A 15,014-nucleotide genomic window follows, 5' to 3' on the forward strand; every position below is an offset into this window, starting at 1 on the left:
TGCGGAAAAATATCCCCGCCTGGCCGTCGGCCGGGCGGGGAACGATTGTCAGAAGCGGACGCGGCCGACGATGCCGAATTCGCGCGGGCGAACCGGCGTGCCGAAGGCATAACCGCTATTGTAGACGCTATAGTCGATCTGCGCCGCGTTCCGGGTCGTCAGGGTGGCAACATTGGCCAGATTCTTTCCGAAGACGGAAAATTCATAGGCGCCGTCCTTGCCACGGAAACCGACGAACACGCTGTTGTTCAGCAGATCATCATAGCGGATATTCTGGAACGGATCGGTCCGTTTGGGCACATAGCTCGCCACGCCGCGCAGGAAGAATTCCCGATTTTCGCTGACCGGCACGCTATATTCGAAGTTGAGGCTGGCACCCCATTTTGCCTGGTCGCTGATCGAACCGTTGAGGCGGCATAGCGCCACATTCTGGCCCACCGGCACCGACGGCGTGCCATTGGAATCCGGAGTGCCGTCGCCGTTGAAGTCGTTGCACGGCGCCAGCGCATTGCGGAACACCGCGTCGTTGTAGGTTCCGCTGAGGCCCAGGGTCAGGCCGCGGAACACTTCGCCGTCGATATTCGCCTCGATACCGCGCACGCGGGCATCGGCGTTGAACGTGAAGGCGACGTTGTTATCGACCACGCCGTCCTTGCCGGTCGATACCGCCAGATAGGCACCGGTGAAGGCCTGATAGTTTTTGAAGTCCTGCTGATAGACGGCGACCGAGTAGTTCACCCGGCGGTTGAACAGGGTTCCCTTAAGGCCGGCCTCATAATTGTCCGACTTCTCCGCCTTGAACAGCAGCAGATCCTCGTCGATCGCCGCCACTGTGGCGGTCGCGCCGCCGGGACGGTAGGAACGGCCATAGCTGACATAGCCGGTCAGGTCGCGGCTGAACTGATAGCGCAGGCTGGTTCCGCCGGTGAGCTGACGATAGGTGACGTCGCGATTTTCCGGCGAATAACCCGACCCGATCGTCGTGCCGTTCACCGACAGGAGGAAATCGCGGTTCACCTTCGAAATCTGGTAACGCAGCCCGGCCTGGAACTGCAGCTTGTCGGTCAGCTGGAAGCGGTGATCGGTGAAGGCCGCGTAATTCTTGCTCTTGTTGGGAATACCCACACCGATGTCGAGGACCAGATCCGGCAGCCGCGGCGCGCTGGTCGAGACGGGGCCGAAGAAGAGCGGCTGCTTCTGGGCGACATTGGTCACCGCGTCGGAATCTTCATAATAGACGCCGAACAGATAGTTCCAGAACCGCGAGCCCTTCGACGTGAGGCGCAGTTCCTGGGTCAGACGCTTGGTAGTGCCGGTGAAGGCTTGGGGCTGGGAATAGCCTGGGATCGAACCGCCATAGGCAAGGTCGGTCGCGCGGCTGGTGCTGGTGTAGCTGTAGCCGCCGATATAGTTGATCGCCGCGCCGCCCAGGTCATAATCGATACCCAGGGTGACGATATGCCCGTGGAAGGCATATTGTCCCGCCTTCGTCACCTTGGCGGTGCGATCCGACGGTTCCAGGATCGGATCGGTCGTCTCACCCGGCAGGGTGAAGAGGATCGGCGAATAAGTGGTGCGGTTGTTCAGATATTGATAGGTCAGATTGATGTCGAGCGCGCTGCTCGGACGGAAGGCGATGCTGGTGCGGACGCTTTCCGTCCGGTCGCGCTCATCTTCCCCGTTGGAGATGTTATGGCCGCCCAGGCCATCGTTCCGGTCGAACAGGCCCGCGACGCGGATCGCCAGGACATCGTTCACCAGCGGCATGCTGACCGCGCCCTGCGAGTTGATCCCGTCCTGGGTCGTCAGGGTCTGCTGGAAATAGCCCTCGACCTTGTCGAGGCTGGGCTTGGCCGCCGCGATCGTGATCGCGCCCGAAGGCGATGTGCGGCCGCGTAGCGTGCCCTGCGGTCCGCGCAGCACTTCGATCTGGCCCACGTCATACATGGCACGGAAGGCGGTGCCCGCATCGAGCGGCATTTCGTTGAAATAAATGTCCACCGTCGGCAGGGAGGCCGAGGAGGGGTTGAAGTCGACGCCGCGCAGTTTTACCGCGTTGAAGCCCGGCTCGGTGGAGTTGAGCGACAGGCCCGGCGAAAGCTGCTGCACGTCGCTGAAGGTCTTGAGGTTCAGGTCCTGGATCAGGGCGCCCTGGACGACATCGACGGTCGCCGGAACATCCTGCAACCGTTCGGCGCGCTTCTGGGCTGTCACGATGATCTCGCCGGAGTCGCCGGAATCGGTGGACACCTGGGCTGCGGCGCTGGAAACGCCCAGGGCCAATCCCATGAGCGACGCGGAGAATAGCAAGGTAGATTTCATTCGTCCCCTCCTGAAAAATCAATAGAATCTCATATTGTGAGATGGCGTCTTATAGAATGAGGTAAGCGCTGTCAAATACTGTTTTGAAGGAAGCCGATCGGCCTGTGATCCGCGCGCGCGCCGACAGCCCCGTGAGGAAGCATTATATGCGGTTCAGGGGTGAAGTTCGGCCCGTTCGAGAGGCCGGTCAGGGCGCCTTATTGCCCGGCATTTCGAGCAGGATCAAGGAAACGCCCTGACGGGGCAGGCGGAAGTCGATCGTCGCGCCCTTCTTTCCGATCGGGGAAAGCGAAATTCCCTGATCCACCGTCGCCAGCTGCGCCGCCTCCAGCAGGCTGGCGCGCTGGGTGTCGCTGGGCGCTATGGGAGAGCCCATCTTCAGCCACGCCGCATAACTGTTCGAATGATCGCGATCGACGCGATACTGGGTCAGCTTCGCTTGCCCGCGCAGGGCCGAAGGCAGGCCGGTCAGGCTGATCCGCACAGCGGCGTCAGGGCCTGCCACATCGTCGTCATGATAGTGCCAGACCAGGATAGCGAGCCTGTTTGCCTCCATCGTCGCCACCGTGCCCACATCGGCATCGCCGCGCACGCCGTCCGCCATCACGCGGTCGAGCGGAATCTGCCGGTCCGACGTGGCCGCGACATGGTGGCCGCCCATCTTCGCCAACATCTTGAAGACGTTCATCACCGGCAGGTCGATCCCGGCGGAGGTCAACTGGCGGAAGCCGGCGAAATAGGGCTGGTCCTCAAATTCGAAGGCCCAGCTCAACACGCCTTCCAGATTGACGCCGCGCCGGGCGGCGAGCGCCTGGAGCCGGGGGAAGGAGGCGGCGGTGTAGCTGGAATAGACGGTCCCGTTCCGATAGGCATTGGCCGGTCCTTGGCAGGCGGCGCAGCCTTCGGGATCGGATTCCCCGATGATGACCGGCGTATCGCGGAAGGCAGGGTGCTTGCCGATCTGCGCGAACTCATGATCCGCGACCTGCAGATGGGTGGCGATGCCCATGCGCACATGGCCCTTGCCATCACCGTCATCGATGAAGCGGGGCATGCCCTTCGCATGGAAGGACAGGAAGTCGGTCGGCGTTCCCGCCTGCTTCACATGGTTCATGAAGTCGGTCAGATAAGTATCCCGCATCCCTGCGATATCCGGGCCACCGACCCGCGCATCCGGCAACGCACGGCGGACGCCGCGCACCGCCGCGTCATGCAGGCGGAAGAAATCGGCCTGGTTGCCGCCCCAATAATATTGTTCGAGATTGGCCTCGTTCCACGTCTCGAAATACCAGCTTGCCACCTCTTCCCGGCCATAGCGCTCGACGCAGTGACGCACCCATTGATAGATGAGTTCCTCCCACTTCGCATAATCCTTGGGCGGATAGGCCCAGCCGGTGCGGATGTTGCCGCTGCCGGGGCGGAAATCATGCTGATAGGGCCGGGGTCGGGTGGACAGCGCCTCCGGCATGAAGCCCAGTTCGACATAGGGCTTCACATGCCGTTCGCGATAGGTGTCGAAAATATGATCGACGATGGTGAAATCATAGACCGGACGCCCCTGCGCATCCTCCGTATAGATGTTGGTCGATCCCCATTTGAGCGCCGGGGTGCCGTCGCCCGACGTCAGCAGATTGTGCGCGCGGAAATAGACGCGATCCGGTGCCAGGCCGCCGAGCGTGGCCAATGTCGTGCGCCCGTCCTTCATCGTCGCATAATTGGGTTCGTCGGCGCCGAAGAAGCGCCAGACGGGCTTGACCGGCCCTTCCGCCTTCGCCGCATCGACCGCGATCCTGACGGGGAAGCTGGCTTCCTGCGCTGCCGCGCCCGTGACTGCGGCCATGGCGGCGGCGGCAAGGCCGGTCAGGGCGAATTTCAGCATCTTTCTCTCCCGAGAAAAAGACGGCCGACCGCCAGCGATCCGGCTGGGTGGGCCATCAGGACTGGCGCAAAGGCTCCACGACGGCGGCAATGTCGCGATCGCCCAGGCCCGCCTGCTCCGCCTCCAGGAAGCGCGCCCTGGCGGCGGCGGCAAGGCCGGACCGGATGCCTGCCGAAGCCAGCAATGCCTCCCCATAACCCAGATCCTTGGCCATCAGCGGGATCAGGAAATTGGGATCGTAATTCCGTGCCAGCATCCGGTCCGCCATGAGGCCGACCATCGGGCTGCCCGGCGCGCCGTTGCGAAGCAGATTGGCGGCCTGTTCGCGATCCAGACCCTTCGCTTCCACCAGCGCGAGCGCTTCGGCGAAGGCGGCGACCTGGATGCCTGCCATGACATTGTTGGCCAGTTTGAGCACGGCCCCGCTGCCGGCCGGGCCGAGATGGGTGACGCCATTACCCATGCTGTCCAGCACCGGGCGGGCGAGCGCCAGGCTTTCCGGATCGCTGCCGACGAAGAAGCGCAACGTGCCGCCTTCCGCCTGGACCTTGCTGCCCGTCACCGGCGCCTCCACGAAATGAACGCCCGCCGCCTTCATTTCCACCGCCAGCGTTTCGACCCAGCCGGGATCGAGCGTGCTGCTGTCGATCGCAACTTTGCCCCGCGCCATGGCTGCCAGCGCGCCCTGCGGGCCGAGCCAGACGCTGCGCGAGGCGTCATTGTCGGCGACCATGGCGATCACATAGTCGGCGCCGGTTGCGGCGTCGACCGGGCTTTCGGCCTGACGGGCGCCCGCCTCCACCAGCGAGGCGGCGCGTGCCGGGCTGCGGTTCCACACCGTCACTGCATCGCCTGCCTGCAGCAACCGGCGAGCCATGCCCATGCCCATGATGCCGAGGCCCAATATTGCGATCTTCTTGCTCATCAGCCTGTCACCTCAAATCGGGAAAGCGCCTCTTCGTCGATATCCAATCCCACGCCGGGGAGGGCGTCATCCAGGTCGATGAAGCTGCCGGCCGGCGTGATGCCGAAGCGGCGCAATTCACGATCGCCATGGCTTTCTTGCCCGACTCACGAATCCCGTCAGCCTCTGGTTCGATTGATTTCTCATACTAGATTAGCGCGATGAGCCTTGAAGTAAACCCACCTTGTCCCGGTGGCTTGCCGCTTGACGGAGGGAAGCTTGTCGCGCCACGTCGATCCCGTGAGTCCTTTCGAAACCTTCCCCCTGGTGCGGCCGCCGCGCAGCGTGCACGACAAGATCGCGCACCAACTGGGCAAGGCGATCGTGTCCGGACAGCTCCAGCCGGGCGAAGCGCTGGTCGGGGAGGAGCGTTATAGCGCCGAACAGGGCGTGTCCCGCACCGCCTATCGCGAGGCGATCCGCATGCTCTCGGCGAAGGGGCTGGTGTTCAGCCGGACCAAGAGCGGAACCAGGGTCAGCGAGCGGCGGCGGTGGAGCATGCTGGACCTGGACGTCATCGCCTGGATGTTCGAAACCGGTCCGTCCCCGGATTTTCTGCGTGGAATCTTCGAGTTGCGGATGGCGGTGGAACCGTCGGCGGCGGAACTGGCGGCGCAGCGGCGCACGTCGCAGGATATCGCGGCCATGGGCCATGCGCTGGAGGAAATGCGTCGGCACGGGTTGATGACGCCACAGGGGCGCGGGGCGGACCAGGCCTTTCACCACCTGATCATGGAAGCGACGCGCAACGAACCGCTGATGTCGCTGTCCTCGTCCATTGCCGCGGTCGTTGCATGGACCACGCGTTTCGCGCGCGAGGAGCGGGGCGAATCCCGCAATCCGATGCCGGATCATGACGGGGTGTTCGATGCCATCGTCGCCGGGGATGGGGACAAGGCGCATGCCGCCATGCTGGCGCTGATCCGCAACGCATCCGCGGACGCGGGAATGTTGTAGCGGGAATGGCCAACGGCCGCCTGGAAAATATTGTATCATTTCTCATACCAGTTTAAGAGGAGCCGCCATTCCGGCTGCTGGAGTCCGCCCATGCCTCTCTCGCCATCCGTCCGGTTTCCCCTCGTCCTTGCGCTCAGCGCCGCCTGCTTCCTGTTGGCCGGTTGCCATGCCGAAAGTACGCAGCCGGACCAGGTTACGCGTAGCTGCACGGGGGATAATGGCGGCCTGTCGCTGCCGCCCGGATTCTGCGCGTCGCTGTTCGCCGAGGGACTGGGGCATGTCCGGCATCTCGTGGTGGCGGCAGACGGGACCGTCTATGCCAACAGCCAGCCTGGCAATGAGGAGGGGGAGGGGGGCCGGTCGGGACTGATCGTGCTCCGCGACACCGACAGCGACGGCCGGGCGGATCAGGTGACGCGGCCGCACCCGTCGGAAACGGGCGGCACGGGCATCGCCCTGCATGGCGGCCATGTCTATCTGGAGGATGGCGATCATGTTCAGCGTTATCCCATCGATCCCGGCAGCCATCTGCCGGTCGGAAGGGGCGAGACCATCCTGTCGGGCCTTGCCACCGATGGCGATCACCGGTCGCATTCGATCGCGATATCGCCGGATGGCGCCCTGTATGTGAACTCCGGCAGCGCGACCAATGCCTGCCAGAAATCCAACCGTCAGGCCGGTTCGCCGGGCAACAGCCCCTGTGAGGAGAAGGCGCTGCGCGCGGGCATCTGGCGTTATGAGGCGGAGCGGCAGGGCCAGAATTTCTCGCCGGGCGAGCGCTATGCCAGCGGCATCCGCAATGCCGTGGGGCTGGCGCTCGACGGGCAGGGCCGCCTGTTCGCCACCCAGCATGGACGCGACCAGCTTCATGAAAATTGGGGTTCGCTTTACGACGCGGAGCAGGGCCAGAACCTGCCTGCCGAGGAACTGGTCGAGGTGACCAGGGGCAGCGATTATGGCTGGCCCGAATGCTATTATGACCCCAACCGCAAGGCGCTGGTCCTGGCGCCCGAATATGGCGGCGACGGGGGCCGGGCGCTGGGACCATGCGCCCAGCGCCAGGCGCCGGTCGCGGCCTTCCCCGCCCATTGGGCGCCCAACGCCCTCGTCATCTATGAAGGCAATCAGTTTCCCACCGCCTATCGCGGCGGCGCTTTCATCGCCTTCCACGGTTCCTGGAATCGCGCGCCCGGACCGCAGGGGGGCTTCAACATCGTCTTCCAGCCGATGAAGGAAGGGCGGGCGTCGGGCGCCTATGTGCTGTTTGCCGACGGCTTTGCCGGTCCGGGCAAGGAGTCGGGCAATGCCGCGCATCGTCCCTCGGGCCTTGCCGTCGGGCCTGACGGCGCGCTCTATATCGGCGACGACAAGGCAGGGCGGATCTGGAAGATAACCTACATGGGGAATGCCGCCGCAGCGGTGGCGGAGGCGAAGCCGGTGCTGGCCGGAAAAGCGCGGGAGGCACCGGCGCAAAAGGGGGCGTCCGGTGCGTTGCCGCCGGGGGTTTCCGCCGCGATGGTGGAGCGAGGCCGCCTGATCTATTCGGGCGCGCAGGGTGGCGCGACCTGTTCGGGCTGCCATGGTCCCAGCGGGCAAGGATCCGAGATCGCGCCCCGGCTCTCGGACCAGCAATGGCTGTGGGGCAACGGCAGTCTGGCCGAGATTCGCGACCTGATCGTCAAGGGCGTGCCGAAGCCCAGGCGCCACCCCGCACCGATGCCGCCCTATGGCGGCGCGCAACTGAAGCCGGATGAGGTGGATGCGGTGGCGGCCTATGTGTGGTCGCTGTCCCACAAGGACTGATAATGGCGTGATCCCGGATCAAATCCGGGATCACGGTGATGAAAGCTACCGTGGAATCGGGCGCATAAGGCGCATAATATAATGCGACTGACTTGCATTAGTATCGCGAAGGCGTTAGCCAGCCCCTGAACAAGGGGACCATCGTGCACAAAGCCATTCATATCCTGTTTTCGACCACCGCATTGCTGGCCGCGGACCCTGCGTTCGGCCAATCGTCGCCCGCCGCGCCCGCCACCAGGGAGGAAGCCGACGGCCCGATCGTCGTGACGGCTGCCCGCAGCATCCTGCCCGCCAGCGCCCTGCCGCTGACGATCGACGTGATCGACAAGGATGCGCTGGACCAGCAGATCGCGATTTCGGGTTCTGTGACCGACGCCGTGGCGACGCTGACCCCGTCCTTTTCGCCCACGCGGCAGAAGCTTTCCGGCGCGGGCGAGACGCTGCGCGGCCGTTCGCCGCTCTATGCCATCAACGGCATCCCGCAATCGACGCCGCTGCGCGACGGCGGGCGGGATGGTTTCACCATCGACGGCTTCTTCGTAGACCGGGTCGAGCTGATCTACGGGTCCAACGCGTTGCAGGGCATTGGCGGCACGGGCGGCATCGTCAATCAGGTGACGGTGGGCGCCCCCCGGCAGGAGGGGCTGAGTGGCCGGGTGCTGATCCAGGGCACGGCCGACATGCATTTCCATTCCGACGGGTTGGGCGGAAAGGTCGGCGGCCTGTTCCAGTATAAGGTCGGCGATTTCGATGCGACCATCGGCGCGACCTATGAAAAGCGTGGCGTTTTCTACGACGGGCAGGATCGTCGCGTCGGCCTGAACCTGACGCAGGGCGAAACGCAGGATTCTCGCGCGACCAATATCTTTGCGCGGCTGGGCTATGCGGTGTCGGCGACGGGGCGGATCGACCTGATCGCCAGCCGTTTCGAGCTGAAGGGCGACGGCGATTTCGTCGCGGTGGCCGGCGATCGCCTGACCGGAGCGCCGACCAGCGCCGTGCATGGCAATCCGCCGGGCGACCCCGCCGCCAACCGCACCGAAAGCATCACCCTGTCCTATACCGACAGCGCGCTGGGCGGCGGCAATTTCGTGAGCCAGATCTTCTTCAACCGGTCCCGCGATACGTTCGGCGGCGAGCTGATGCCCATCCCCAGCTTCCAGGACCCGTCGATCGCGCCGGTGGGCACGCTGTTCGACCAGTCGCAGAACCGCTCGCGCAAGCTGGGCGCCAAGTTCAGCTATGAGCGAGCCGTGCCGGGGTTCGAGGCGCTGACCGCCACGCTGGGCTTCGACGCGCTGTGGGACAGGACCGAGCAACGCCTGATCGCCACCGACCGCATCTGGGTGCCGCCCGCCGAGTTTCGCAGCCTGGCCCCCTTCGCGCAGGCCAATCTCAAGCTGCTGAACGGGCTGGTTCGCCTGGCGGGCGGGGCGCGGTGGGAAAATGTCCAGATCGGGATCGACGATTTCCACACGCTCGCCCAGACCACGCAGACGCTTCCCGCCGCGCAGCGCTATTGGGGCGGCGTCGATGTCGCGGGCGGCAAGCCGAAGTTCGACGATGTGCTGCTGAACGGCGGCGTCATCATCGAACCCTGGGACGGCATCCGCGCCTATGCCAGCTATGCCGAGGGCTATACCGCGCCGGACATCGGGCGGATCACCCGGTCGATCAACCAGACCGGCGTCGATATCGACAGCTATCTCGCGATCGAGCCGATCGTTTCCAACAATCGGGAAATCGGCGTCGAGGTGAAGCGCGGGCCGTTCTACGGATCGGCCACCTATTTCTGGTCATCCAGCGACAAGGGGCAGTTGCTCGTGCCCGGCACCGGGCGCAATTTCGACGTGCAGCGCCAGCGCATCGAAATCGAGGGGCTGGAGGTCAACCTGCGCGCCGCAACGCCGGTCGAGGGCCTGAAACTGGGCATCGGCTATGCCCATATCCAGGGGCGCTACGACAGCAATTCGGATGGTGTCGTGGACACCGATCTGGACGGCGTCAACATCTCGCCCGATCGGGTCAACCTGTCCGCCACCTACAATCATGGGCCGGTTTCGGCGATCGTGCAGACGCAATATTATCTGTCGCGCAATTTCCACGCTGATGCCGGTTTCACACAGCCTGACCAGCGCAACAATTTCGGCGGCTATGCCGTCACCGATGCCAGTATCCGATACCAGACCGGTTTTGGCGGCGTGCGCCTCAGCGTCCAGAATCTGTTCGACAAATTCTACATTGACTATAGCAGCGACACACGGCTGCCCACCGACAACCTGGCCTATTTCGCGGGCCGGGGGCGCAGCTTCACCTTGAGCTGGGATTATGGCTTTTGAAGACGCTTGACCTTCTGCATCGCTGGATCGGCGGACTGATCGGGCTGGTGCTGGCGGTGCTGGGACTGTCCGGCGCGCTGCTCGTGCACAAGGATGCGTGGGTGCTGCTGCCCCATGCGTCGGACGCCCCGGTGCAGGACAGCGGGGCGATCGCCCGCGCGGTCGAGCGGATCATGGCCGATCCCGCCGCCCGGCCGGAGATGATCAGCTTTGCCGGTCCCGGTTTCGGGCTGGACCGGCTGCGCTTCGCCAATGGGTCGGGCGCCTATGTCAGCCAGGCGGGCGATCTGGTGACCCGCTGGGACAGCCAGTGGGAGCGGCCCGAACTGTGGCTGTTCGACCTGCATCATCATCTCTTCGCGGGCGATATGGGCGAAACGGTCATCGGCATCGCTGCGCTGTGCGGGTTGTTCTTCGTGATTTCTGGCGTGATCCTGTGGACGCGGACGCGCAAGACATTCGAATTCCGCCTGTGGCCCCGGCGATGGAGCCGTCCGGCGATCGTGCGGCAGCATCGCGACCTGGGCGTGGTGGCCGCGCCCTTGCTGTTCCTGTCGCTGCTGACGGGCGCGACATTGGTCTTTCGTCCCGTCGCGGCGGTGATCCTCGGCCCGTCGGCACCTGCCCAGATCGACGCGAGCCTGAAGGCGCCCCAATCGGCCCCCGTCCCGCTTGCGCCGGGACTGGATTGGCGCGGCCTGATCGGGACGGCGCGAAGCCGTTTCCCCAACGCCGAGATACGCAGCCTGTCGCTGCCGCGAAAGCAGAGCGGCCTCATCACCTTGCGGATGAAGAAGGCGGAGGAGTGGCTGCCCAATGGGCGCACCACGCTCTGGTTCGCGGCGGACAGCGGGCGGCTGGTCGCGGCGCGGGACGCATCGCAACTGCCGGTCGCGGTAAAGGCCTACAACATGCTCTATCCGCTGCATGCCGCGAAGGTCGGCGGGCTGGCTTACCGGATCGTCATGACCTTTTCGGGGCTGGCGCTCGCCCTGCTGGGGAGCCTGACGCTCTGGTCCTTCTGGTTCGCCGGTGGACGTTCATCCATCGCCCGTCCGCGCGCTGTCGGAGGCCGACGGCGGGCGGACCGGGAGCGTCGCGTCGAGGTCTAGCTCAGCCCTTTCGGGCGAGCATGCCGTGCATGTCGATCCACCGCACGAAGGCATCGAACCAGCCGGTGCTGGTGGTCGCCTTGGGATACATGCCAAAGCCATGGCCGCCCTGCTCGAACAGGTGGAACTCCACTGGCCGCCGCGCCGTGCGCCAGTCGTCGATCAGCCTGAAATCGCGCTTGCCGAACAGCGGATCGTCGGCGGCGATTGCGGCGAACATCGGCGGCGCATCCTGCGGCACGGTCATGCCACCCAAGGGGCCGTAGATATTGCCGATAAAGGCGGGCTTCGCTTCCTTGACCGTCAGGGTCGTCGCCATGGTGAGCATCGCGCCCGCCGAAAAGCCGATCATGCCGATCCGGTCGGGATCGACATGCCATCGCGCCGCGCGGGCGCGGATCAGGCGGAAGGCGGCGGTCGCATCGGCAAGCTGGGGGGCGAGGTCGTTGGAGGCGCTGGCGGGGGCGGGTAGCGGCGCGCGGGCGGCGCCGGAGAACATCTCCCGCATCGACCGTTCGAAGTCCGCCACGTCGGCCGGTGTCTGACGCAGGCGATATTTGAGCACGAAGGCGGCGATGCCTTTTGCGGCCAGTGCGCGCGCGACGTCGAAGCCCTCATTGTCCATGGAGAGGGTGCGGAAGCCGCCGCCCGGCGCCACGATGATGGCCGCGCCCGATGCCTTGGACGGATCAGGCAGGACGGGCGTCAGTGTCGCGACCGTGACGTTGCGGGCAAAGCGGCTGCCATATTGGCGATGCCAGGATTCCTTCGCCGTCGCGCCGGGAAGCGGGCCTGTGCCGAGATCGATGGCGTCCGGCTGAACCGGGGAGGCGATCGGCACCATCCTGTCTTCCTGCGACCAGCCTTGCACCGGCGCGGCGAGCGTGCAGGCGGCAAGCCCGATCGCGATGAGGCTTGGGACCGGGAAACGCCATCTCCTGCCTCTACGCCGGTGCTTCATGTCATCCTCCTCATCGATAAAGTTGCGGTGATCGTCCGGCGCCAACGGTCATTTGGGCAGGGAAACGGCCCGAGAGATGCTGTAGCTCGCCTTCTGGCCCTGGGTCGTTTCGCCGGGCTGGCCGCTGCCTATGTCGAGTTGGTAAGTCCCCGGTATCAGGCCGCGATCGCCCGCCCTGCTGACGAAGCTGAGGTCGCGGGGCGAGAGGATGAATTCGACCGGCCTTTCCTCGCCGGGTTTGAGCGTGACCAGCTGGAACCCGCGCAGGGCGGTTCGGGGCGCGCCCTCGAAACGGGGCGGCGTGATGTAGAGCTGGGCGACGTCGTCCCCTGTCCGCGAGCCGGTGTTCGTGACCGTCGTGCGCACGCGCAGGCCATTTTCGGCCGCGCCGTTCAGCGGTTCGACCGACAGCGGCGCATAGCGGAAGCTGGTGTAGCTGAGGCCGTAGCCGAAGGGATAGACCGGCTTCCCCTTGAAATAGCGGTAGGTGCGGCCATCCATGCTGTAGTCGGTAAAGGGAGGGAGATCCTCGACGCCCTTGTAGAAAGTGACCGGCAGGCGGCCGCCGGGGTCGGCCTTGCCCGACAGGATGTTGCCCACCGCAAGGCCGCCCGACTGGCCGGGATACCAGGCCTCGACGATGGCGGAGGCATTGTCCTTCGCCCAGGACAGGTCGATGGCGCTGCCGTTCATCGCCACGACGATCAAAGGTTTGCCCAGCGCCCTGGCCTTTTCCAGGAAGGCGCGCTGGTCGGCGGGCAGGTCCAGCGTCGTCTTGTCGCCGCCGGAAAAGCCCTCCACCTTGACCGGCATTTCCTCGCCCTCCAGATCGGAGGTCAGGCCGACGACGGCGACGACGACATCGGCATCCCTCGTTCCCGCCGCCAGATCGCGGTCGAGGTCGTCGGTGACGCGTTTCCAGAAAATCGCGGGATTGGTGGAGACGCCGCTTTCGGCCTGCAGGCGGATCGCAAGACGGTCCCCCCTGGTCAGGCGGAGCTGTGTCATCTGGAGCGGTTCGGCCCAGCGCGAATAGTCCCGCGCGGAAAGGACTGGCTTGCCGTTCAGCGACAATTCTCCCTTCACGCCGGTCAGGGCGAGGCGATAAAGGCCGGTTTCCGGCGCGACCAGATAGCCGGTCCACAGGATGCTGTGCCGGTCGGACACCTGCCGATATTCGGCCGCGCTGGAAAGGAGGCTGGGTTCGGTGCGCGTCAGCACCGGCTTTGCCGCGAACCCGTTCTGGCCGGTGGCGTTGAAATATTGCGCCATGATCCCGGCCTTGCCGTCGGGCGTCCGCAGCGCGCTTCCCGGCACCAGATCGCCATCGGTGATCGAGGGGCTGAAGGGGATGAGGGTGATCGCGCTTCCGGGCATGGCCTGTTTCAGGCCATCGGCGACGGATATGGGCGGGGCGCTCCTGGCCGAGGAATAATTGCCCCGCAGCACGCGGGTCGCATCGGCCAGCGGCCCGGCAAGCGCGATGCGCGTGCCCGGTTTCAGCGGCAGGACGCCGTCATTCTTGAGCAGGACGAGGCTCTTTTCGGCGGTGGTGAGCGCCAGCGTGCCATGGTCGCGCGTTCCGATCGCGCCGGGCGGAGTGGCATCGGCCTTGCGCGCCGACAGGCCCGGAAGGTCGCCATTGCGGTAGCGCGCGGAAAAGAGGCGGACCAGCGCGGTGTCGATATCCCCCATGCTGATATGGCCGCGCGCCAGCGATTCCCTGTAGCGATCGCCCAGATCCTTACGGCCGCCCAGCGTGGCGGTGTTGCATTCATTGTCCACGCCATATTTCAGCGCCACCGCCACGCCGGTGGCGGCGTCGGGCGCATATTTGTGATGATCGTAGATGTCGACCACGGCATCGCAGTCCGACACCACATAGCCCGTAAAGCCCCAGGCGCCGCGCAGATAGTCCTGAAGCAGCATATGGCTGCCGCAGGCCGGTTGCCCGTCCACGCGATTATAGGCGCACATGATCGATCCGGCCTTGCCCTCCACGATCGCGGCGCGGAAGGCGGGAAGATAGCTGTCCTCCAGATCGTGCGGCGTCGGGAAGATATTGTCGACATGGCGGCTGGGTTCGGGACCGCTATGGACCGCGAAATGTTTGGGGGTGGCGACGACCTGGGGCAGTTCGGGATCTGCGCCCTGTATCCCCTGGATGAAGGCGACGCCGATATGCGCGGTCAGATAGGGGTCTTCGCCATAGGTTTCCTGCCCCCGGCCCCAGCGCGGATCGCGGAACAGGTTGATGTTGGGCGACCAGGTGTCCAGTCCGGTACCGATGCTGCCGAGATGGCCCGTCTGGCGGCCCAGCGTATGGAGCGCCCGCACCTCCGTGCTGATGGTGGCGGCGACCTGCTTGACGAGGGGGGCGTCGAAAGTGGCCGCGAGACCGATCGGTTCGGGGAAATTGGTGGTGGGGACGGCACCGATCGCGCCATGCAGGGATTCGGTCCACCAATTATAGGCGGGGATGCCAAGCCGCGGGATCGCGGGCGCGACATTCAGAAGCTGCGCGACCTTTTCATCCAGCGTGAGTTGATCGACGATGGCCCGCGCCTTGCCGTCGGCTTCGGCCCGGATGTCCGCCGTCTGCGCATAGGCTGTGGCGGACGTCGTCATCAACAGCATCGCGCAGGCCGCGCGCATGACGAAAGAGGCCGTCATCCTT

Annotated in this window: 9 protein-coding genes; 4 read left to right on the forward strand and 5 right to left on the reverse strand. The window is 65.2% G+C overall.

What is annotated here, in order from left to right; translation table 11 throughout:
- Positions 1-48: 48 nt before the first annotated feature.
- From MJ601_RS04260 to MJ601_RS04270, 3 genes are all read right to left on the reverse strand, one after another.
- Positions 49-2,322: a TonB-dependent receptor gene (locus tag MJ601_RS04260; protein WP_242123608.1), complete on the reverse strand. Its 2,274-nt coding sequence runs from the start codon at positions 2,320-2,322 to the stop codon at positions 49-51.
- Between the two features lie 187 nt (positions 2,323-2,509).
- On the reverse strand, positions 2,510-4,201 hold the full coding sequence (locus tag MJ601_RS04265; RefSeq protein WP_242123610.1) for a GH39 family glycosyl hydrolase: 1,692 nt from the start codon (positions 4,199-4,201) through the stop codon (positions 2,510-2,512).
- A gap of 55 nt (positions 4,202-4,256) precedes the next feature.
- The gene (locus tag MJ601_RS04270; RefSeq protein WP_242123612.1) at positions 4,257-5,126 is read right to left on the reverse strand and encodes an NAD(P)-dependent oxidoreductase; all 870 of its coding nucleotides are present in this window, start codon (positions 5,124-5,126) and stop codon (positions 4,257-4,259) included.
- Positions 5,127-5,384: 258 nt separating this feature from the next.
- Here MJ601_RS04270 and MJ601_RS04275 point away from each other — a divergent pair, with 258 nt between their 5' ends.
- The 4 genes from MJ601_RS04275 to MJ601_RS04290 all read left to right on the forward strand — a co-directional run bounded on the left by MJ601_RS04275 (position 5,385) and on the right by MJ601_RS04290 (position 11,376).
- Positions 5,385-6,122, forward strand: a complete 738-nt coding sequence (locus MJ601_RS04275) for a FadR/GntR family transcriptional regulator (protein ID WP_242123614.1) — start codon at positions 5,385-5,387, stop codon at positions 6,120-6,122.
- Positions 6,123-6,212: 90 nt separating this feature from the next.
- Positions 6,213-7,925 carry a PQQ-dependent sugar dehydrogenase gene (locus MJ601_RS04280; protein WP_242123616.1) on the forward strand — a complete coding sequence of 571 codons (1,713 nt, stop codon included), beginning with the start codon at positions 6,213-6,215 and terminating at the stop codon, positions 7,923-7,925.
- Positions 7,926-8,068: 143 nt separating this feature from the next.
- A complete protein-coding gene (locus MJ601_RS04285) occupies positions 8,069-10,264 on the forward strand; it encodes a TonB-dependent receptor (protein ID WP_491572880.1) in 2,196 nt (731 codons plus the stop codon).
- Positions 10,261-11,376: a PepSY-associated TM helix domain-containing protein gene (locus MJ601_RS04290; protein WP_242123618.1), complete on the forward strand. Its 1,116-nt coding sequence runs from the start codon at positions 10,261-10,263 to the stop codon at positions 11,374-11,376. The genes MJ601_RS04285 and MJ601_RS04290 overlap by 4 nt, the downstream gene beginning before the upstream one ends.
- Position 11,377: 1 nt before the next feature.
- On the opposite strand, the gene MJ601_RS04295 is transcribed toward MJ601_RS04290, so the two are convergent.
- Positions 11,378-12,337 carry an alpha/beta hydrolase gene (locus tag MJ601_RS04295; protein ID WP_242123620.1) on the reverse strand — a complete coding sequence of 320 codons (960 nt, stop codon included), beginning with the start codon at positions 12,335-12,337 and terminating at the stop codon, positions 11,378-11,380.
- Positions 12,338-12,385: 48 nt separating this feature from the next.
- On the reverse strand, positions 12,386-15,010 hold the full coding sequence (locus MJ601_RS04300; RefSeq protein WP_242123621.1) for a glycoside hydrolase family 3 C-terminal domain-containing protein: 2,625 nt from the start codon (positions 15,008-15,010) through the stop codon (positions 12,386-12,388).
- Positions 15,011-15,014: the final 4 nt, after the last annotated feature.

This window comes from Sphingobium trunci (assembly GCF_022664535.1).
GTDB lineage: Bacteria > Pseudomonadota > Alphaproteobacteria > Sphingomonadales > Sphingomonadaceae > Sphingobium.

Coding starts and splice junctions, on each gene's coding strand:
- MJ601_RS04260 (WP_242123608.1), bottom strand. CDS start 2,322: ATGAAATCTACCTTGCTATTCTCCGCGTCGCTCATGGGATTGGCCCTG.
- MJ601_RS04265 (WP_242123610.1), bottom strand. CDS start 4,201: ATGCTGAAATTCGCCCTGACCGGCCTTGCCGCCGCCGCCATGGCCGCA.
- MJ601_RS04270 (WP_242123612.1), bottom strand. CDS start 5,126: ATGAGCAAGAAGATCGCAATATTGGGCCTCGGCATCATGGGCATGGGC.
- MJ601_RS04280 (WP_242123616.1), top strand. CDS start 6,213: ATGCCTCTCTCGCCATCCGTCCGGTTTCCCCTCGTCCTTGCGCTCAGC.
- MJ601_RS04295 (WP_242123620.1), bottom strand. CDS start 12,337: ATGAAGCACCGGCGTAGAGGCAGGAGATGGCGTTTCCCGGTCCCAAGC.
- MJ601_RS04300 (WP_242123621.1), bottom strand. CDS start 15,010: ATGACGGCCTCTTTCGTCATGCGCGCGGCCTGCGCGATGCTGTTGATG.